This window comes from Streptomyces sp. RKAG337 (assembly GCF_023701715.1).
Taxonomy (GTDB): Bacteria; Actinomycetota; Actinomycetes; order Streptomycetales; family Streptomycetaceae; genus Actinacidiphila.
The window spans coordinates 4,743,849-4,763,298 of the sequence record NZ_JAJOZA010000001.1 but is presented as its reverse complement, the minus strand read 5'-3'; the positions used below and the strand labels follow the sequence as shown (position 1 = coordinate 4,763,298).

The window sequence follows — 19,450 nt, the reverse complement described above, 5'->3', positions numbered from 1 at the left end:
CATGTCGATCGATCACCGCCTCGCCCCCGAGCACGAGGAACTGCGCCGCACCGTCGAGGCGTTCGCGCACGACGTGATCACGCCGAAGATCGGGGAGTTCTACGAGAACCACGAGTTCCCGTACGAGATCATCCGTGAGATGGGCCGGATGGGCCTGTTCGGTCTGCCCTTCCCCGAGGAGTACGGCGGCATGGGCGGCGACTACCTCGCCCTCGGCATCGTCCTCGAGGAGCTCGCGCGGGTGGACTCGTCCGTCGCCATCACCCTCGAAGCGGGCGTCTCGCTGGGCGCGATGCCGGTCTTCCGCTTCGGCACCGAGGAGCAGAAGCGCGAGTGGCTGCCGCGGATGTGTTCCGGGGAGATCCTGGGCGCGTTCGGGCTGACCGAGCCCGAGTGCGGTTCCGACGCCGGCGGCACCCGCACCACCGCCCGGCTGGACGAGGCGACGAACGAATGGGTGATCAACGGCACCAAGTGCTTCATCACCAACTCCGGTACGGACATCACGGGTCTGGTCACGGTCACCGCCGTCACCGGCCGCAAGGACGACGGACGGCCGCTGATCTCGTCGATCATCGTGCCCTCTGGCACGCCGGGCTTCGGTGTCGCGGCCCCGTACTCCAAGGTCGGCTGGAACGCCTCGGACACCCGTGAGCTGTCGTTCTCCGACTGCCGGGTCCCGGCCGCGAACCTGCTCGGCGAGGAGGGCCGCGGCTACGCGCAGTTCCTGCGGATCCTCGACGAGGGCCGGATCGCGATCTCGGCGCTGGCCACCGGGCTCGCCCAGGGCTGCGTCGACGAGTCCCTGGCGTACGCGAAGACCCGGGAGGCGTTCGGCCGGCCGATCGGCGCCAACCAGGCGATCCAGTTCAAGCTGGCCGACATGGAGATGCGCGCCCACATGGCCCGTATCGGCTGGCGCGACGCGGCCTCCCGGCTGGTGAACGGCGAGCCGTTCAAGAAGGAGGCGGCGATCGCCAAGCTCTATTCCTCGACGGTCGCCGTCGACAACGCCCGTGAGGCCACCCAGATCCACGGCGGATACGGCTTCATGAACGAGTACCCGGTGGCCCGTATGTGGCGGGACTCCAAGATCCTGGAGATCGGCGAGGGCACCAGCGAGGTCCAGCGGATGCTGATCGCCCGCGAGCTGGGGCTCTCGGGCTGACGAGGCGGGTCGATCGGCGGCCGGCGGGCCGGCGGCGGTCGGTCGCGAGGACCGTCCGCCGCCGGCCGGCTGTCAGCCGCTCGGCCAGGGCACCTGGGGCGAGCGGTAGTAGCCGATGCCCAGGGCCGTCCAGCGCGGGCCCTGGGCGGCGAGCCGCACCTTGTAGGCATCCCACTGGTGGGTGGCCACCGGGGACCAGCCGATCTCGGCGATTCCCGGCAGCCTCGGGAAGGTCATGTAGTCGGCGTCCGCGCTGGTCACAATGGTCTCCGTCCACAGCGGCGCCTCCACGCCGAGGACGGCGGCGGCGGGTGCGCCCTTGATGAAGGTGGCGGGGTCCCAGTTGTAGGAGTCCTTCACCTCGACGAAGCCGGCCCAGTTCTGGCCGATCGGGGTGGAGGCGTTGTACTTCATGTCCAGATAGGCGCGGTTGGCGGGCGAGAGGATCAGCCGCATTCCGGCCTTGGCCGCGTCCGCGACCTCCTTCTCACCGCCGTTCGTGCCCCAGTACTGGCCGACGGCCCCGGCGACCGGGTGCGCGCCCGCCAGCTGGTGCCAGCCGATCACGGTCTTCCCGTACTTGGTGACGAGCGGCTGGACCTTGTCCATGAACGTCACGTAGTCGGCGTGGCTGGTGGAGTGCGCCTCGTCGCCGCCGATGTGCAGATACGGGCCCGGGGTGAGGGCGGCCAGCTCCCCCAGCACCTGGTCCGCGAACCGGTAGGTGACGTCCTTGGCGACGCACAGCGAGCTGAAGCCGACACTGGTGCCCGTGTAGAGCGGCGGGGCGATGCCGTTGCAGTTCAGCTCCGCGTAGGAGGCGAGGGCCGCGTTGGTGTGGCCGGGCATGTCGATCTCGGGCACCACCGTCAGATAGCGGCCGGCGGCGTAGCGCACGATCTCGCGGTAGTCGGCCTTCGAGTACGAGCCGCCGGGTCCCCCGCCGACCTGGGTGCTGCCGCCGTAGGCGGCCAGCCGCGGCCAGGAGTCGATGGCGATCCGCCACCCCTGGTCGTCCGACAGATGCAGATGCAGCTGGTTGATCTTGTAGAGGGCGAGCTGGTCGATGTACCGCTCGACCTGCGCGACGGAGAAGAAGTGCCGCGACACGTCGAGCATGCCGCCGCGGTAGGCGTAGCGCGGTGCGTCGGTGATGGTGCCGCCCGGCACCTTCCACGGGCCGCTCTGCACGGTGCGCTTCTCGATCGTGGCGGGGAGCAGCTGGCGCAGCGTCTGCACACCGTGGAACAGCCCGGCGGCCTGCTCGGCGCCGATGGTCACCGACTGCCCGGAGACGACGAGCCGGTACCCCTCAGCTCCGAGTGCCACGGCCGTGTCGCGGGGCGCCCCGGCGCCGTCCGCCTTGGGATCGGCCGTCCCGACGCGGGCGGCCTTGTCGCTGCCCGCACCGCTGATCGTCGCTCCCAGTTTGAGCACGATGCCGTCGCCGCCTCCGTCGTCCGCGACGACGGGCAGCGGGTATCCGGTGGACGGCCGCAGCACGGCCGCGAGGTAGTCGCCGACCTTCCGCACCTCGTCGGAGTTCCCGGGCACGTGGATGCGGGTGCCGGCGCCGATGGCGTAGGAGGCGCCGCCGGACTGTACGGAGGCCGGGGCGGGGACGACCCGCTCCAGGACGGTCGCCTCGGCGTCGGCTCCGGCGTCCGAAGCGGCCGGCGCGGTCGGGGCCGAAGCGCAGGCGGCGCCGGTGATCAGCAGCAGCGAGCAGAGGACCTGGGGCAGGTGGTTCCGGACGCTGGGTCGTCTCACAGGGGGATTTCCCTTCAGCGGGCGGCGGAGAGTACCGATGCCCTCTGGGTACCCTGCACCCCCCGAACGGTCAAGGTGTAGACCAATTCCCCACACTTTTGGCTCACCCCGATCCACCTCCTGCCCGAAATCGGGCAGGATTCTTGCAAACGGGCGATGATCACACCAGTATCGACGGATGCCCGAACGCCAGACGTCCCATGAGGACCTTGTCGACCACCTGGTCCGCACCACACCGCTGCACCGCGGTGAGGCGGTCCGGGTGATCCAGGACGTGCTGGCGTACTTCGACGAGACGACCGAGCTGTTCGTCCGCCGCCGGCACCGCGAGCTCCAGGCCAGGGGCCTGGTCAACGCGGTGATCTTCGAGCGGATCACCGAGGAGCTGCCGTACCGCGCGGTGACGCCTCCCGAGCTCTCCCTGCGGCAACTGCGCCGCATCGTCTACGGCTGACACCGGCGGACGCCGGCAGACACACCGGAAGCACCCGGTGCCCCTCGTGCGGAACGGGCACCACCTACTACTGACTTACGACGGAGAGGGACGACCATATGTGCGGGATCGTCGGATACATCGGTAAGCGCGACGTGGCTCCACTGCTGCTGGAAGGCCTGCAGCGGCTGGAGTACCGGGGCTACGACTCGGCGGGCGTCGTCATCACCGGAAAGTCCGGGGTCCTCAAGACGGTCAAGGCCAAGGGCCGGGTCCGCGAGCTGGAGGCGCGCATCCCCAAGCGCTTCGCCGGCACCACCGGTATCGCGCACACCCGCTGGGCCACGCACGGCGCTCCGAACGACGAGAACGCGCACCCCCACCTTGACGCGGAGGGCAAAGTCGCCCTCGTCCACAACGGCATCATCGACAACGCCGACGACCTGCGCGCCAAACTGATCGCCGACGGCGTGGAGTTCACCTCCGAGACCGACTCCGAGGTCGTCGTGCACCTCATCGGCCGCTCGCAGGCCGACACCCTCGAGGCCAAGGTCCAGGAAGCGCTGCGCCGCGTCGAGGGCACCTACGGCATCGCCGTCATGCACCAGGACTTCCCCGACCGCATCGTCGTCGCCCGCAACGGCTCGCCGGTCGTGCTCGGCATCGGCGACAAGGAGATGTTCGTCGCCTCGGACGTCGCCGCGCTGGTCAGCCACACCCGTCAGGTCGTCACCCTCGACGACGGCGAGATGGCCACCCTCAAGGCCGACGACTTCCGCACGTACACCACCGAGGGTTCCAGCACCTCGGCCACGCCGACCACCGTGGAGTGGGAGGCCGAGTCGTACGACATGGGCGGCCACGACACGTACATGCACAAGGAGATCTCCGAGCAGCCCGACGCGGTCGACCGCGTGCTGCGCGGCCGTATCGACGACCGGTTCTCCACCGTGCACCTGGGCGGTCTGAACCTCGACCCGCGCGAGGCGCGGAGCGTCCGCCGGATCAAGATCCTCGGCTGCGGCACGTCGTACCACGCGGGCCAGATCGGCGCGCAGATGATCGAGGAGCTGGCCCGCATCCCCTCGGACGCCGAGCCCGCCTCCGAGTTCCGCTACCGGAACCCGGTCGTCGACCCCGACACCCTCTACATCGCGGTCTCCCAGTCCGGCGAGACCTACGACGTGCTCGCCGCCGTCCAGGAGCTCAAGCGCAAGGGCGCGCGCGTCCTGGGCGTGGTGAACGTCGTCGGCTCGGCGATCGCCCGCGAGACGGACGGCGGTGTGTACGTCCACGCCGGTCCCGAGGTCTGCGTCGTCTCCACGAAGTGCTTCACCAACACCGTGGTCGCGTTCGCGCTGCTCGCGCTGCACCTGGGCCGGATCCGCGACCTGTCGGTCGCGGACGGCAAGCGGATCATCGCGGGACTGCGGAAGCTGCCGGCGCAGATCGCCGAGATGCTGGAGGGCGAGGCGGAGATCGAGAAGCTGGCCGCCGAGTACGCGGGCGCCAAGTCGATGATGTTCATCGGGCGCGTGCGGGGCTATCCGGTGGCCCGTGAGGCCTCGTTGAAGCTCAAGGAGATCAGCTACATCCACGCGGAGGCGTACCCGGCCTCCGAGTTGAAGCACGGTCCGCTGGCGCTGATCGAGCCGGCGCTGCCGACGGTGGCGATCGTGCCGGACGACGATCTGCTGGACAAGAACCGGGCGGCGCTGGAGGAGATCAAGGCGCGGAGCGGGCGGATTCTGGCGGTGGCGCACCAGGTGCAGGAGAAGGCGGACCACACGATCGTGGTGCCGAAGAACGAGGTCGAGCTGGATCCGATCCTGATGGGGATTCCGCTGCAGTTGTTCGCTTACCACACGGCGAAGGCGATGGGGCGGGACATCGACAAGCCGCGGAACCTGGCGAAGTCCGTGACGGTGGAGTAAGCCTGCGGGTTGGTTCGTGGTTCCGGGGGCCGGGTCCTCCGGTGGGGGGCTTCGAAATCGACTATTTAGGGCCTGGCGGCCCACAAATAGCTCGGCAGCATTTCGAAGCCCCCCACCTGCGGCCCCGGCCCCCTCATGTCCCCTCCGACCTGCGGGAACGTGGTGGATGGTGCGCCGGGCCCGGGTCGTGAACCTGCGGCGGCGACGGTTTGCGGCGTGGGTGTGCGGCCGGTGGGGGCTGTGGCTGTGGTGGCTCTCCCGTGGTGGTTCTACGGGATGACGATGACCGGCCGTTGCGCCCGTCGTGCCAGGCGGCCCGCTACCGAGCCGAAGATGCGGCCGATGATGCCCTGGGTGCCGCCCACGACGATGGCGTCGGCCTCGTACTCGCGGCCGACCTCCTCCAGTTCGTGGCAGATGTCGCCGCCGCGTTCGACGAGGATCCAGGGGACTTCGGCGAGGTGGTCGGCACAGGCGAGTTCCAGCCCCAGGACCTCGGTTCTGTGGTCGGGGACATCGACGAAGACCGGTGGTTCGCAGCCGGCCCAGACCGTGGCGGGGAGGCGGTTGGCCACATGGACGATGATCAGCGCCGAGCCGAGGCGGCGGGCCATGCCGATCGAGTAGGCGAGTGCCCGCTCGCTGGAGACCGAACCGTCGAATCCCACCACGACACCGTGCCGGAAGGCCGGGTCGCAGGACGAGCGCAGCTCGGGGGCCGCTTCGGGGAGCGCCGCCGATTCGGCGAGCGGCTTGCCTTCAGCGGGCTCAGGGAGCTCATAACCGGCCATGATGCGGTTTCTCGACAAGGGCGGCGTGGAGACGCCGACCGGCGGACAACGGCGGTGCTGCGGTCGTCACAGCGAGCTTCGCTGCGTCTTCGGTAATACCCTGACGGGGGCCGCGAGGCTGACCGGTTTCGGCCAGTTCGAGGCTTCCGATCCTTGTGACTCCAGAGTACGGCGGAGACGTATCCCTGCACAGACTCATCGAGCCTCCGCAGGCATTACGTACCCGGAGTTTCCAGGAGAATGCCGCAGCCCGGCCGTGAGCGCAACGTCGCGCCGTCATCCGGCCGGACGAATCCGCGCGGCGGGAGCGGCCGTCGCGGGCGGGCCGGCTCCAGAACGGGTCCAGGGCGGCTCCAGAACGGCTCGAGGGGTCTTCCGGAGCGATCCGAGGGCTTCCCCCGGAGGCACCCGGGTGCGATGCGGAGAGCACTCCGGACCTGCACGGGACGCCCGGCAGGAGGCCACCGCACGAACACCGCCCCCCGCGCAAACCAAATTCCCCGCGGCACCGGCGTGAACAAGACACGGGCTCGGAGCGGGACCGGCAAATGGCCCGATAACGCCCCGACGACGCCGAGGGCCGTGAGGGGCGCACCGGGGCGGTTGGCTGGCCAGGGGGCGCACACCGGGGCGCCGTCCAGGGGCGTGCACATCGGTGCCTATGTTTTTCAGCCAACTTCTGGCCGCAGTACCCCTGTTGGTAATAGGCCTTGCTGACACGTCTGCCACCTGCAATGAAACGGCTCCAGGGGGCGCGAGGAGCGTCGTAGGCCACCGCGGGAGCCAGAGGCGTACTTCCCAGCAGGCCCGGTGAGTGGAACGCTTCGTGATCGAATGCTTCACGCCACGTGGTCAAGTCGACTTAGCGCCAGGTGGTGAAGTATTCACAACTGCCTCATCTGACACACCAAACACAGTAGATTCGATCTTGGGAAATACGGCGGGGGAAACGTGCAGGACCGAGGGGCCGCGTCGATCGAGGGGGGCTTGAGCTCCATGATGAGCCAGGAGTCCAGGACCGGTACGGCGATGGAGAACCTGTCGCCATCAGCCGGATCCTCAGCACCGTCAGCGTCGTCCCGCGCCACTCGCAAACTGTCCGCGCGGCGGCGTGCCGAAGTCGTCGCCGTGCTGCTGTTCAGCGGCGGGCCGATCTTCGAAAGTTCCATCCCGCTCTCCGTGTTCGGCATCGACCGGCAGGACGCGGGCGTGCCCCGCTACCGGCTGCTGGTCTGCGCCGGCGAGGACGGGCCACTTCGCACCACCGGGGGCCTGGAACTCAGCGCCCCCTACGGACTCGAAGCGCTCTCACGGGCCGGCACCGTAGTGGTGCCCGCCTGGCGCTCGATCTCCCAACCACCACCTCCCGAGGCCCTCGACGCGCTGCGCCGGGCCCACGAGGAGGGCGCCCGGATCATCGGCCTGTGCACAGGGGCGTTCGTACTGGCCGCCGCGGGGCTTCTGGACGGCCGCCCCGCGACCACCCACTGGATGTACGCGCCCACCTTGGCCAAGCGCTATCCCTCCGTGCATGTGGACCCCCGGGAGCTTTTCGTGGACGACGGAGATGTACTGACCTCGGCCGGCACCGCGGCCGGAATCGACCTCTGCCTGCATGTCGTACGCACCGACCACGGCGCCGAGGCCGCGAACGCGCTCGCCCGGCGGCTCGTCGTGCCGCCGCGCCGCAGTGACTGGCCCTCCAGCCAGCGCCACCTCGACAGGTCATTACCAGAAGAGATCGGCGGTGACCCGCTGGCCGAGGTCGTCGCCTGGGCGCTGGAGCATCTGCACGAGCAGTTCGACGTGGAGGCCCTGGCGGCTCGCGCCTATATGAGCCGCAGGACCTTCGACCGGCGCTTCCGCTCGCTCACCGGCAGTGCCCCGCTGCAGTGGCTGATCACTCAGCGGGTGCTGCAGGCGCAGCGGCTGCTGGAGACGTCCGACTTCTCGGTGGACGAGGTGGCGGGCCGCTGCGGCTTCCGCTCCCCCGTCGCGCTGCGCGGGCACTTCCGCCGCCAGCTCGGGTCGTCGCCCGCCTCCTACCGGGCCGCGTACCGGGCCCGGCGCCCGCAGGACGACCCGGAGCGGCCACCCGCGCCGGCCGAGCACCTGCCGCCCCGCCGGGGCACGCCGCCACAGCTCCTGACGGTGCCGGGCAAGCCCGACTCCGACGTGTACGCCCCTCGGGTGCCCGAGCAGAGCCGCATGGACGGCTCCGACGGCATCATCAGGGGGCGGCTGCGCGCGGAGCGCATCGCACGCGGCCGCAACCCGGCTATGCCTGGTCCACGCGATCGCCCCTTAGGGTGAGACCCATGAACGACCGCATGGTGTGGATCGACTGCGAGATGACCGGGCTGTCCCTGGCCCACGACGCGCTCGTAGAGGTGGCCGCACTGGTCACCGACTCCGAGCTGAACATTCTCGGCGAGGGGGTGGAGATCGTCATCCGCCCGCCCGCCGAGTCCCTGACGACCATGCCCGACGTCGTACGCGAGATGCACACCGCCTCCGGGCTCCTGGAGGAGCTCGAGGGCGGTGTGACGCTCGAGGAGGCCGAGAAGCTGGTGCTCGACTACGTGCGCGAGCACGTCTCGGAACCGCGCAAGGCCCCGCTGTGCGGAAACTCGGTCAGCACGGACCGCGGCTTCCTCGCCCGGGACATGCCGGCTCTCGAACAGCACCTCCACTACCGGATCGTGGACGTCTCCTCCATCAAGGAGCTGTCCCGCCGGTGGTACCCCCGGGCGTACTTCAACAGCCCGGAGAAGAACGGCAACCACCGCGCCCTGGCCGACATCCGCGAGTCCATCGCGGAGCTGCGCTACTACCGCGAGGCCGTCTTCGTGCCGCAGCCCGGCCCGGACACCGACACCGCCCGGGCCATCGCGGCCAAGCACGTCCTGGCCGCCGAATAGCCTGAGGCGAGCACCCTCCCGGACCCTGTATGCTTCTTCAGGTCGGCGCCGAGAAGCGCCGGACATGGTGGGTGTAGCTCAGTTGGTAGAGCACCTGGTTGTGGTCCAGGTGGCCGCGGGTTCAAGTCCCGTCACTCACCCTGAACGACGAAGGCCCGGTCTGTGAGAACAGACCGGGCCTTCGTCATGTCCTGGGTCCCGAGGGCCCGGTGGGGGCCGGGGCGGCGCCGTTCGCCCTGTGTCCGACGTCACACTTTCCGGTGAACGCCGACCTTCGCTACGCCGAGTCCCGCCGCACCAGTTCCGTGGCGAGCACCACATGCCGCCGCACCGAGGTGCGTTCCGCGATCTCCTCCAGGAGGACGCGGGCCATGGTGCGGCCCATCTCCTCGATGGGCTGCCGGACGCTCGTGAGGGCGGGGTCCATATGGCGGGCGATGACGGAATCGTCGAAGCCGACGAGCGCCACGTCGTCGGGGACCCGCCGGCCGGCCTCCCGCAGGACCTGGAGGGCGCCGGAGGCCATGACGTCGGAGGCCGCGAAGACGGCGTCCACGTCGGGCCGCCGGGCGAGCAGTTCGCGCATCGCGCGCCGGCCGCCCTCCTCGGTGAAGTCGCCGCGGGCGACGAGCGAGGCGTCGTCGCCCAGGCCCGCCGCGCCGACGGCCTGGCGGTAGCCGTCGAGGCGGCAGCGGGCGACGTACATGTCGACGGGGCCGGTGATGGTGGCGACGACGCGGCGGCCGCGGCCGAGCAGATAGCCGACGGCGGACCGGGCGCCGCCCACGTTGTCGGAGTCCACGTAGGACACGGACTCCAGGTCGGAGCGCCGGCCGTTCAGGACGGCGGGCATGTCCAGCTGTTCCAGCAGGTCCGGCAGCGGGTCGTCCTCGTGCACGGAGACGAGCAGGACGCCGTCGACCCGGTGGGCGCTGAGGTACTGGGCGAAGCGGGAGCGTTCCTTGGGGGTACGGATCAGCGTCAGCAGCAGCTGCATGTCGGTGTCGGCGAGCTCGGCGCCGACGCCGCGGATGATGTCGGAGAAGTAGGGCTCGGCGAAGAGCCGGGTCTCGGGTTCCGGGATGACGAGCGCGATGGCGTCCGTCCGGTTGCCCGCGAGGGCGCGGGCGGCGCGGTTGGGGACGTACCCCAGCTCGGCGATGGCGACCTCGACGGCGGCCTTGGCCCGGTCGCTCACCCGGGGGGAGCCGTTGATGACCCGGGAGACCGTGCCGCGGCCCACCCCGGCGCGTGCGGCGACCTCTTCGAGCGTGGGCCGTCCGCTGTGCCGACCGTTCACGGTCACTTCCGCCTCCCGACATGACTGACGCGCCATCCTAGGCGCTCGGACGCACCGTGCGTGAGAGCGCTCCCACGATCTCTCACGATAGCGGCCGTGCGGTGCCGGTTTCGTTCAAGAAGTGATCGAAGGTCCGGTCCGGACACGTTCCGGCAACGAAAACGACTTCATGCCTTGACACTCCCCCCTCCGAGGCAGGACTGTTCCGGCAAGCCTTCGTGGGAGCGCTCCCACACCTCGTCGTACACCCGCACGTCGGAACAGAAGCCAGCACGCACGCCAGAACCACCCTGGACAAGGAGAGTGGAATGCGCACTTCCAGCGGCACTCGCGCCCGCAGGACCGCACTGATAGCGGTCGCGGGGCTCGCGACCTGCGCGACCCTGATCACCGGCTGCAGCAGCGACAGCGGCTCGGACTCGGGGAAGAAAGGGAACACCGGGGCCGGGAACATCACGCTGCACGTCGGCGACTTCGGCTCGTTCGGCTACGACGACAAGACGGGCGCGGCCCTGTTCTCGGAGTACCACCAGCTGCACCCGAACATCACGATCGTCGAGGACAACGTCGCCGACGGCCAGAAGTACTGGGACGCGCTGAAGCTGCACCTGTCGCAGGGCAGCGGCCTGGCCGACGTCCAGGCGATCGAGGTCGGCTTCATCGCCGAGGCGACCGCCACGCTCGGGGACCGGTTCATCAACCTGGGCAAGGCCGCCGGGGTGGACACCACCAAGTGGCTGGACTGGAAGGAGAAGCAGGCCACCACGAAGAGCGGCCAGGTGATCGGGCTCGGCACCGACGTCGGCCCGATGGCGGTCTGCTACCGCAAGGACCTGTTCCAGAAGGCCGGTCTGCCGACCGACCGCGAGGCGGTCGCCGCGCTGTGGGCGGGCGACTGGGCCAAGTACATCGAGACCGGCAAGCAGTTCAAGGCCAAGGCGCCGGCCGGGGTCTCCTTCACCGACTCCGCCAGCGGTGTCTTCAACGCGGTGGTCTCCAGCCAGGCGCAGCAGTACTCCGACGACCAGGGCAAGCTGATCTACGACACCAGCCCGGGGGTGAAGAAGGCGTGGGACCTGGCGGTGGAGTCGGCGCAGCAGGGCCTGAGCGCCAAGCTGCGGCAGTTCGACGACAAGGGCACCTGGAACGCGGCGTTCAAGAACTCGACGTTCGCCACCATCGCCTGCCCCAGCTGGATGACCGGCATCATCAAGGAACAGGCGGGCCCGGCCAACGCGGCCAAGTGGGACATCGCCGCGGCGCCGGAGTCCGGCAACTGGGGCGGCGCGTTCCTGTCCGTGCCCAAGGCGGGCAAGCACACCGCTGAGGCGACCGCGCTGGCCGCCTGGCTGACCGCACCCGAGCAGCAGGCGAAGGTGTTCGCCAAGAACGGCAACATCCCGTCCACCAAGGCCGGCCTCGACTCGCCGGCCGTGCAGGGCGCGACGAACCCGTACTTCGGCACCGCGCCGGTCGGCAAGGTCTACACGGCCACCGCGAAGAGCGTCACACCGGCGCCGATCGGCCGCTACGACGGCCAGGTGAAGACGTACATCACCGACAACGGGCTGCTCGACATCGAGCAGCACGGCACGTCCAAGGACAAGGCGTGGTCCACCGTGCAGGCGCTGGTCAAGGACAAGATCGACCAGTAGCCGGCGGGGCCGCCCGGCAGTGCGCACACCTGCCGGGCGGCCCGCCCCACGACGCTGATCCGGCCGCGACCCCTCGTCCCGGCCGGGACCGACTGAGACCGACCGACCCGACCGGGAAGGACGCCACTCGTGGCCACCTCCGTCAGGGCGTCGGCCGACGGCAGTCCGCCGCCGGCCCGGCCCGTCCCCGCCGCCGCACCGCCGGGCACCCCCGGCACGCCCGCCGGCCCCTCCTGGCGCTCGCGGCTGTACCGCCTGGACCTCAAGGCGACGCCGTACGCGTACATCGCCCCCTTCTTCGTCTGCTTCGCCGCCTTCGGGCTCTTCCCGCTGATCTACACGGGCTGGCTCTCGTTCCACCAGGTCGAACTGGGCGGCACCGCGCAGTGGCGCGGCTTCGACAACTACACCCGGCTGTGGGACAGCGAGTTCTTCTGGAACGCGCTGCGCAACACGTTCTCGCTGGGGGTGATCTCCACCGTCCCGCAGCTGCTGATGGCGCTGGGCCTGGCCCATCTCCTCAACTACAAGCTCCGGGCGCGCGGGTTCTTCCGGGTCGCGGTGCTGGCCCCCTACGCGACGTCGATCGCGGCGGCCTCGCTGGTCTTCGTCCAGCTCTTCAATCCCGACTACGGGATGGTCAACCAGCTGCTCGGCCACTTCGGGGTGCACCACATCCAGTGGGAGGCCGACAAGTGGCCGTCCCAGATCGCTATTTCGACGATCGTCACCTGGCGCTGGACGGGGTACAACGCACTGATCTACCTGGCCGCGATGCAGGCCGTGCCGGGCGATCTGTACGAGGCGGCCGCGCTCGACGGGGCGTCGCGCTGGCGGCAGTTCCTCAGCGTCACCATCCCCTCGATCCGTCCCACGATCCTGTTCACGATCATCGTCTCGACGATCGGGGCGACCCAGCTGTTCGGCGAACCGATGTTGTTCGGCGGCGGGTTGGGCGTCAGCGGCGGATCGGCGCACCAGTACCAGACGCTCAGCCTCTACATGTACGAGAAGGGCTGGCAGAACGGGGCGCTCGGACAGGCGTCGGCCGTCGCGTGGGTGATGCTCCTGATCCTGCTGCTCGTGGGCGCCGTCCAACTGATCATCACGCGGGTCAACCGCAGGAAGCTGGGGGGCTGACCTCATGGCACACGCAGTCGCGGACCGGACCGCGCACCGGTCGGAACCCACCCCCACCCCGCCCAAACCGCGGCGCTTCGCGGCCCGCGCCGGACGGCAGGACCACGCGGGACCCGTCACGTACGTGGTCCTGGTGGTCGCCGCGCTGGTCTCGCTCTTCCCGCTGTACTGGACCGTGGTCGCGGCCTCCAGTACCGACACCCAGATCGTGCAGCCGCCGACCGAGCTGCTGCCCGGCAGCCATCTGATCGACAACCTGAAGATCGCCTGGGACCAGGTCAACATGGGCCAGGCGCTGGTCAATTCCACCATCGTGGCCGGGTTCGTCTCGCTCAGCACGGTGCTGTTCGCCACGCTGGCGGGCTTCGCCTTCGCGAAGCTGCGCTTCCGGGGCCGCAACGGGCTGCTGACCCTCGTGGTCGCGACGATGACGATCCCGCCGCAGCTCAGCGTGATCCCGCTCTACCAGATCATCACCGATCTGGGCTGGGTGGGCCGGCTGCAGTCGGTCATCCTGCCGTCGCTGGTGGCGGCGTTCGGGGTGTTCTTCATGCGGCAGTTCCTGGCCGAGGCGCTGCCGATCGAGCTGATCGAGGCGGCCCGGGTGGACGGGGCGCACAGCCTGCGGATCGTCTGGCACGTGGTCTTCCCGATCGCGCGGCCGGCCATGGCGGTGCTGGGGATGCTGGTCTTCGTCCAGTCCTGGAACGACTTCTTCTGGCCGTTCATCGCACTGAACCAACAGAACCCCACCGTGCAGGTGGCGCTGGCCGGGCTCGGTTCCGGTGACCACACCATCGACCACGCGGTCGTGCTGACCGGCGCGCTGATCGCGACCGTGCCGCTGCTGCTGGTCTTCGCGCTGCTCGGCAAACACATCGTGGGCGGCATCACCGCCGGCGCCGTCAAGAGCTGACCCGCTCGCAGCGCTTCGCGCAGGCCGACGCCCCCACCCCCGTCATGCTCACTTTTGGGAGTGCCCCCGTATGACCGCTGTCCGACCCGAGACCGAGACCGCATCCACCGGTCTGCTCCGCTTCCCGCCCGGCTTCGTCTGGGGCGCGGCCACCGCCGCGTACCAGATCGAGGGCGCCGTGGCCGAAGACGGCCGCACCCCCTCCATCTGGGACACCTTCAGCCACACTCCGGGCCGGGTCCACAACGGCGACACCGGCGACATCGCGGCCGACCACTACCACCGGTTCCGCGACGACGTCGCCCTGATGTCCGACCTCGGCCTGGGCGCGTACCGGTTCTCCGTCTCCTGGTCACGGGTCCAGCCCACCGGCCGGGGGCCCGCCGTCCAGCGCGGCCTGGACTTCTACCGCGCGCTCGCCGACGAGCTGCTGGGCAAGGGGATCACCCCGGTCGCGACGCTCTACCACTGGGACCTGCCGCAGGATCTGGAGGAGGTCGGCGGCTGGACCGTACGCGACACCGCCGAGCGGTTCGCCGACTTCGCCGCGATCATGGCGGGCGCGCTCGGCGACCGCGTTCCGTACTGGACCACCCTCAACGAGCCGTGGTGCTCGGCGTTCCTGGGCTACGGATCCGGTGTGCACGCCCCCGGCCGCACCGAGCCGGACGCCGCGCTGAAGGCGGCCCACCATCTCAATCTCGCCCATGGCCGGGCGATCGGGGTCCTGCGCTCCACGCTCCCCGCCACCGCGCGGACCTCGATCACCCTCAACCTCCACCAGGTGCGCCCGCTCGACGGGTCGGCGGCGGCACTGGACGCCGCGCGCCGGATCGACGCCGTCGGCAACCGGATCTTCACCGGGCCGGTCCTGCACGGCGACTACCCGGCGGACCTGCTGGAGGACACCGCGCACGTCGTGGACTGGCAGTCCCTGGTGCGGGACGGCGACCTCGCCGAGATCTCCCGCCCCATCGACCTGCTGGGCATCAACTACTACACGCCCACCGTCGTCTCGGGCCCGCGGACCGCGCCCGACGGGACCGAGGCCGCCCGCTTCGACGGCCACGGCGCCAGCGCGCACTCCCCCTGGCCCGGCTCGGAGCAGGTCGCCTTCCACCTCCCGCCCGGCGAGACCACGGCGATGAGCTGGGCGGTCGACGCCAGCGGGCTGTACGACCTGCTGCGGCGCACCGCCGAGGAGAACCCCGGCCTGCCGCTGATGGTCACCGAGAACGGCGCCGCCTTCGACGACTACGTCTCGCCCGAGGGCGCGGTGAACGACCCGCGGCGGATCGACTACCTGCGCGGTCACCTCGCGGCCGTGCACCGGGCGATGGCCGACGGCGCCGATGTCCGCGGCTACTTCCTGTGGTCGCTGATGGACAACTTCGAGTGGTCCTACGGCTACAGCAAGCGGTTCGGCGCGGTGTACGTCGACTACGCCACCCAGACCCGGATCCCGAAGTCCAGCGCCCACTGGTACGCCCAGGTGGCGCGCACGGGTGAGATCACGGAGCCTGACGCTCCGTAAGGAACGCGGGGTGGTGCGGGGGTTCGAGGGTGCCGTCGACACCACTTCACGCGGGCAGCGGCCCACCGGCGGGAAACCCCGCCGATGGGCCGCTGCGTCATGGGGCCGGCCGTGGAATCAGCCGAAGGAGGCGAACGCCTTGGTGAAGGCGAGGTCGCCCTGGACGATCGAGCTGCAGCTCGCGTCGGCGAAGTTCTTCGCACCTCCGGGGCACTGCTTGTCACGGGTCGAGGACCACATCGACAGCCAGCCCAGGCCCTTGGACTTGGCGAAGTTCACCAGCTGGGTCGCGTCGTCGACCTTGAAGATCTCGGTGTTGACGTCGTTCACACCGATCATCGGGGTGACCGCCACCGCCTTCCAGGCGGCCGCGTCCGACAGCCCGAGCACGCTCTTGACCTGCGCCTGCGTCGCCGTGGCGCCGTCGATGGCGTACTGGCCCATGTCGCCGTTGAACGCGGGCCCGTAGTCCATCGCCATGATGTTGACGGCCGAGATCCGCACGCCGTTCTTCTTGGCGTCGGCCAGCAGGTTGATGCCGTCCTGCGTCAGACCGGTCGGCATCGCGGGGAGGGTGTACGAGACGTCCAGCCCGCTGTGGCTCTTCTGGAGCGCTGCGATGGCCTGCGCGCGGCGGCTGTTGGACGCGGTGTCCGGGAGCGCGCCGCCCTCGATGTCGAAGTCGACCTTCGTCAGCTTGAACTGGTCGACGGCCTTGCCGTACGCGGCCGTCAGATCGCCGACCGAGGTGCAGGCCGTGCCCAGTTCGGAGCCGGAGGCCCCGCCGAACGAGACGCGGACATCGCCGCCCGCCGCCCGCAGCGCGCCTATCTGGCCGGCCACCGCGTCGGAGCCGAGGTCCGTCACCCCGCCCCACTTGGGGGTGCAGCCGCCGCCGGAGGTGATGAAGGCGAGGTTGTACTGCTTGACGCCGGTGCTCTTGGCGGAGCCGACCATGTCGAAGGCCGGGTACAGCGAGGTGTCGATGTACGGCGAGAAGCCCGCGCCGGCGACCGGAGTGGTGCCGCCGGTCTTGGTGGGGGTGGGGGTCGGCGTGCTGGTCTTGGTGGGGGTCGGCGACGCGGTCTTCGTCGGGGTGGGCGAGGCGGTCGGGCTCGCGGTCACGGTCGGACGGCCGCTGGGGGTGGCGGTCGGGCCGGAGTCCACCGAACACTTGGCGTCGTTGATCAGGCAGTTGACCGGGTCCGCGGCGGTGCCGCCGGACGCCGCCACGAAGCCGACGTCGACCTTCGCGCCGGGCGCCACGGTGGCGTTCCAGCCCTCCGGCTTCACGGTGATGTGCTGGCCGTTCGCGGTGAACTTGCCGTTCCACAGCGAGCTGAGCGTGGTGCCGGCCGGCAGGTCGAACGACAGGGTCCAGCCGGAAAGCGCCTTGTCCGAGGAGTTCGTGATCTCGTACTGCCCGGTGTAGCCACCGGTCCAGCCGCTCGTCTTGGTGTAGGCGGCGCCGACCGGGGCGGCACTCGCTGACCCGGCCAGCGCGAAGGCGCCTCCCGCCACGACGGCCGCGGCGACGAGGCCGCCGATCGCCTTGGTCTTGATCCCGGGTCGACGGCGATGCGTGCTGGCCATACCGGCCTGCCTTTCGTGGGGGGCGGGGTGCGGCACGACGCTAGCGCGGGCGGAACGGACAAAAGCCCTGACCACAGCGGGGGTTGGGGTTCTTATGGCGCCCTTAAGGACGGCATCGGAGCGAGTTAAAGGTTCAGACCACTGGCGGGGGACTTCTGTCCCGGCCTGCGACGGCGGCGTGGCACACGGTGACCCCGGCCGGATTCGCCGGAGCCGGGGCGCAGCGCCAGCCAGACCCGGACCTCGGTGCCGCCGAGCACGGAGTGGCCGATGGCGATGTCGCCGCCGGTGGACTCGGCGACCCGGCGCACGATGTCCAGGCCCAGTCCCGTCGAGCCCGGCCCGCCGTCGCCCTGGCCGCGGCGCAGCGCGGCCGCGGGGTCCCGGATGCCGGTACCGGCGTCGGAGACCAGCACGATCACGGCGTCCTCGCCGTTGTGCACGTCCACGGCGAAGGCGGTGCCCTCCGGGGTGTGCCGGAAGACGTTGCCGAGCATGGCGTCGAGCGCGGCGGCCAGCTCACCGCGCGCCACCGGCACCCGGACCGGCCGGTCCACGCCCGCTGTGCGGGCCGTGCGCCCCTGGTCCTCCGCGAGGGCGGACCAGAACGCCATCCGTTCCCGGATCACCTCGGCGGCGTCGCAGCCGGCCATGACCGGCGCGGTGATCTGCTGTTCGCGCGCGGTACGGATGATCGTGTCGACCTCGCGCTCCAGTTGCGCGACGGCCTCGCGGGTCTGCTCGGCGACGGGCCCGTTCCCGAGCGAGGCGGCGTTGAGCCGGAGCACGGTGAGCGGGGTGCGCAGCCGGTGCGAGAGGTCGGCGGCCAGTTCGCGCTCGTTGGCGAGCAGTTGGACGACCTGGTCGGCCATGGCGTTGAACGCGACGGCGACCGAGCGCAGTTCCGAAGGCCCGGCCTCCGAGACCCGGACGCCGAGGTCGCCGCGGCCGAGCGCGTTCGCCGCGTTCGCCAGCCGGCCCGCCGGCCGCACCATCCGGGTGCCGAGCCGGTCGGCGATGGCCACCGAGCCGACGATCAGGCCGATGCCGACCGCCGCCAGCACGATCCAGGCGGTGGCGACGCCCCGGGTGATGTCGCTGTCCGGGACGAAGACCTCGACGACCGCGACCGTGCCCGAGCTGACCGCGTTCGGCTGCAGCAGCGCGTACCCGCCGCCGACCGCGACGGTGGAGGCCCGGCCGCGGCTGGACGCGGCGTCCATCGCGGCGTCGGAGGAACGGTGCCTGCCGATCTCGACCGCGGTGGTGCCGGGGGTGGCCGGCACATGCAGCGCCATCCGGCCGTCCGCGCCGGCCTGGGTGGAGGCGAGCGCCCGTTCCAGCTGGACGCGGTCGGTGGTGATGGCCAGCGCGGGACCGATCGCGGCGGCCTGCCGTTCTGCGTTGGAGAAGGCCCGGTCGCGGGCCAGCTCCTTGACCACCAGTCCCAGCGGTACGGCGAACGCGACGACGACCATCGCGGTCACCGCCAGGCACACCTTGACGAGCAGCCATCTCATGCCGGTGGCTCCAGCTTCACCCCGACGCCGCGCAGCGTGTGCAGATACCGCGGCCGGGCGGCTGTTTCGCCCAGTTTGCGGCGGAGCCAGGACAGATGGACGTCGATGGTCTGGTCGTCGCCGTAGGACTGCTGCCACACCTCGGCCAGCAGTTCCTTGCGGGCCACGACGACACCGGGACGCGATGCGAGGAAGGCCAGCAGGTCGAACTCGCGGCGGGTCAGGTCCAGCGTCACCCCGTCGAGCTCCGCCTGCCGCCTGCGCACATCGATCCGCAGCCCGCCGACCGCGAGCCGCGCGGTCTCGTCGGGGGCGGCCTCCCGGCCGCGCGCCCGGCGCAGCACGGCGGCCATCCGGGCGGACAGGTGCTCGACCGAGAACGGCTTGACGAGATAGTCGTCGGCGCCCGCGTTGAGCAGCCTGACCACCTCCGCCTCGTCGTCACGGGCGGTGGCGATGATCACCGGGACATCGGTGATCCCACGCAGCATCTTCAGCGCCTCCGACCCGTCCAGATCCGGGAGGCCGAGATCCAGGATCACGACATCGAAACCGACCTGCGCCACCTCGCGCAGCGCCTCAAGAGCCGTGCCCACACTGCGTACGGTGTGGGCCGCCTCGGTGAGGTGCCGGATGAGGGCGGAGCGCACGAACTGGTCGTCCTCGACCACGAGCACACTTGCCATGGCCCGCACGGTAGCCCATCCGGGGGACCCGGTACCGCTCCGTCCGTTTACCGCCCTCCGCGTCCGGACCTGCCGCGCGTACGGCAGGA

General features: G+C 70.5%; 15 protein-coding genes and 1 tRNA gene. 10 read left to right on the top strand and 6 right to left on the bottom strand.

Annotated features, from left to right (window positions below):
- Position 1 precedes the first annotated feature (1 nt).
- Positions 2 to 1,168 (top strand): acyl-CoA dehydrogenase family protein, encoded by a 1,167-nt coding sequence (locus LNW73_RS21170; RefSeq protein ID WP_250990965.1) that lies wholly within the window; start codon positions 2 to 4, stop codon positions 1,166 to 1,168.
- A gap of 72 nt (positions 1,169 to 1,240) precedes the next feature.
- On the opposite strand, the gene LNW73_RS21165 is transcribed toward LNW73_RS21170, so the two are convergent.
- Positions 1,241 to 2,938 carry a beta-N-acetylhexosaminidase gene (locus tag LNW73_RS21165; protein WP_374118147.1) on the bottom strand — a complete coding sequence of 566 codons (1,698 nt, stop codon included), beginning with the start codon at positions 2,936 to 2,938 and terminating at the stop codon, positions 1,241 to 1,243.
- Positions 2,939 to 3,116: 178 nt separating this feature from the next.
- Here LNW73_RS21165 and LNW73_RS21160 point away from each other — a divergent pair, with 178 nt between their 5' ends.
- Positions 3,117 to 3,392, top strand: coding sequence for a hypothetical protein (locus LNW73_RS21160; protein WP_250975992.1), 276 nt, complete (start codon positions 3,117 to 3,119; stop codon positions 3,390 to 3,392).
- 98 nt (positions 3,393 to 3,490) lie between these two features.
- A complete protein-coding gene (gene glmS, locus LNW73_RS21155) occupies positions 3,491 to 5,305 on the top strand; it encodes a glutamine--fructose-6-phosphate transaminase (isomerizing) (RefSeq protein ID WP_250975993.1) in 1,815 nt (604 codons plus the stop codon).
- 269 nt (positions 5,306 to 5,574) lie between these two features.
- On the opposite strand, the gene LNW73_RS21150 is transcribed toward glmS, so the two are convergent.
- Positions 5,575 to 6,096, bottom strand: coding sequence for a universal stress protein (locus LNW73_RS21150; protein WP_138355048.1), 522 nt, complete (start codon positions 6,094 to 6,096; stop codon positions 5,575 to 5,577).
- Positions 6,097 to 7,125: 1,029 nt separating this feature from the next.
- On the opposite strand from LNW73_RS21150, the gene LNW73_RS21145 reads away from it, so the two are divergent.
- From LNW73_RS21145 to LNW73_RS21135, 3 genes are all read left to right on the top strand, one after another.
- A complete protein-coding gene (locus LNW73_RS21145; RefSeq protein WP_250980172.1) occupies positions 7,126 to 8,409 on the top strand; it encodes a helix-turn-helix domain-containing protein in 1,284 nt (427 codons plus the stop codon).
- A 5-nt stretch (positions 8,410 to 8,414) separates the two neighbouring features.
- Positions 8,415 to 9,017: an oligoribonuclease gene (gene orn, locus LNW73_RS21140; RefSeq protein ID WP_138355047.1), complete on the top strand. Its 603-nt coding sequence runs from the start codon at positions 8,415 to 8,417 to the stop codon at positions 9,015 to 9,017.
- 67 nt (positions 9,018 to 9,084) lie between these two features.
- Positions 9,085 to 9,157, top strand: a tRNA-His gene (locus LNW73_RS21135).
- 137 nt (positions 9,158 to 9,294) lie between these two features.
- Here the strand turns inward: LNW73_RS21135 and LNW73_RS21130 are convergent.
- Positions 9,295 to 10,353, bottom strand: a complete 1,059-nt coding sequence (locus LNW73_RS21130; RefSeq protein ID WP_250975994.1) for a LacI family DNA-binding transcriptional regulator — start codon at positions 10,351 to 10,353, stop codon at positions 9,295 to 9,297.
- A gap of 272 nt (positions 10,354 to 10,625) precedes the next feature.
- On the opposite strand from LNW73_RS21130, the gene LNW73_RS21125 reads away from it, so the two are divergent.
- The 4 genes from LNW73_RS21125 (at position 10,626) to LNW73_RS21110 (ending at position 15,562) form a co-directional block, all read left to right on the top strand.
- On the top strand, positions 10,626 to 11,972 hold the full coding sequence (locus tag LNW73_RS21125; protein WP_250990964.1) for an ABC transporter substrate-binding protein: 1,347 nt from the start codon (positions 10,626 to 10,628) through the stop codon (positions 11,970 to 11,972).
- Positions 11,973 to 12,101: 129 nt separating this feature from the next.
- Entirely contained in the window at positions 12,102 to 13,112 is a 1,011-nt protein-coding gene (locus tag LNW73_RS21120) for a carbohydrate ABC transporter permease (protein WP_250990963.1), read from the top strand.
- 4 nt (positions 13,113 to 13,116) lie between these two features.
- The gene (locus LNW73_RS21115; RefSeq protein WP_250975997.1) at positions 13,117 to 14,028 is read left to right on the top strand and encodes a carbohydrate ABC transporter permease; all 912 of its coding nucleotides are present in this window, start codon (positions 13,117 to 13,119) and stop codon (positions 14,026 to 14,028) included.
- Positions 14,029 to 14,098: 70 nt separating this feature from the next.
- The gene (locus LNW73_RS21110; RefSeq protein ID WP_250975998.1) at positions 14,099 to 15,562 is read left to right on the top strand and encodes a GH1 family beta-glucosidase; all 1,464 of its coding nucleotides are present in this window, start codon (positions 14,099 to 14,101) and stop codon (positions 15,560 to 15,562) included.
- A gap of 117 nt (positions 15,563 to 15,679) precedes the next feature.
- Here the strand turns inward: LNW73_RS21110 and LNW73_RS21105 are convergent, their stop codons facing one another.
- The 3 genes from LNW73_RS21105 to LNW73_RS21095 form a co-directional block, all read right to left on the bottom strand.
- Positions 15,680 to 17,155, bottom strand: coding sequence for a cellulose binding domain-containing protein (locus tag LNW73_RS21105; RefSeq protein WP_250990962.1), 1,476 nt, complete (start codon positions 17,153 to 17,155; stop codon positions 15,680 to 15,682).
- Positions 17,156 to 17,280: 125 nt separating this feature from the next.
- A complete protein-coding gene (locus LNW73_RS21100) occupies positions 17,281 to 18,675 on the bottom strand; it encodes a HAMP domain-containing sensor histidine kinase (RefSeq protein ID WP_250976000.1) in 1,395 nt (464 codons plus the stop codon).
- Complete coding sequence (locus LNW73_RS21095; protein WP_164295417.1) at positions 18,672 to 19,361, bottom strand: response regulator transcription factor; 690 nt, start codon at positions 19,359 to 19,361, stop codon at positions 18,672 to 18,674. Before LNW73_RS21095 ends, LNW73_RS21100 begins: the two co-directional genes overlap by 4 nt.
- Positions 19,362 to 19,450: the final 89 nt, after the last annotated feature.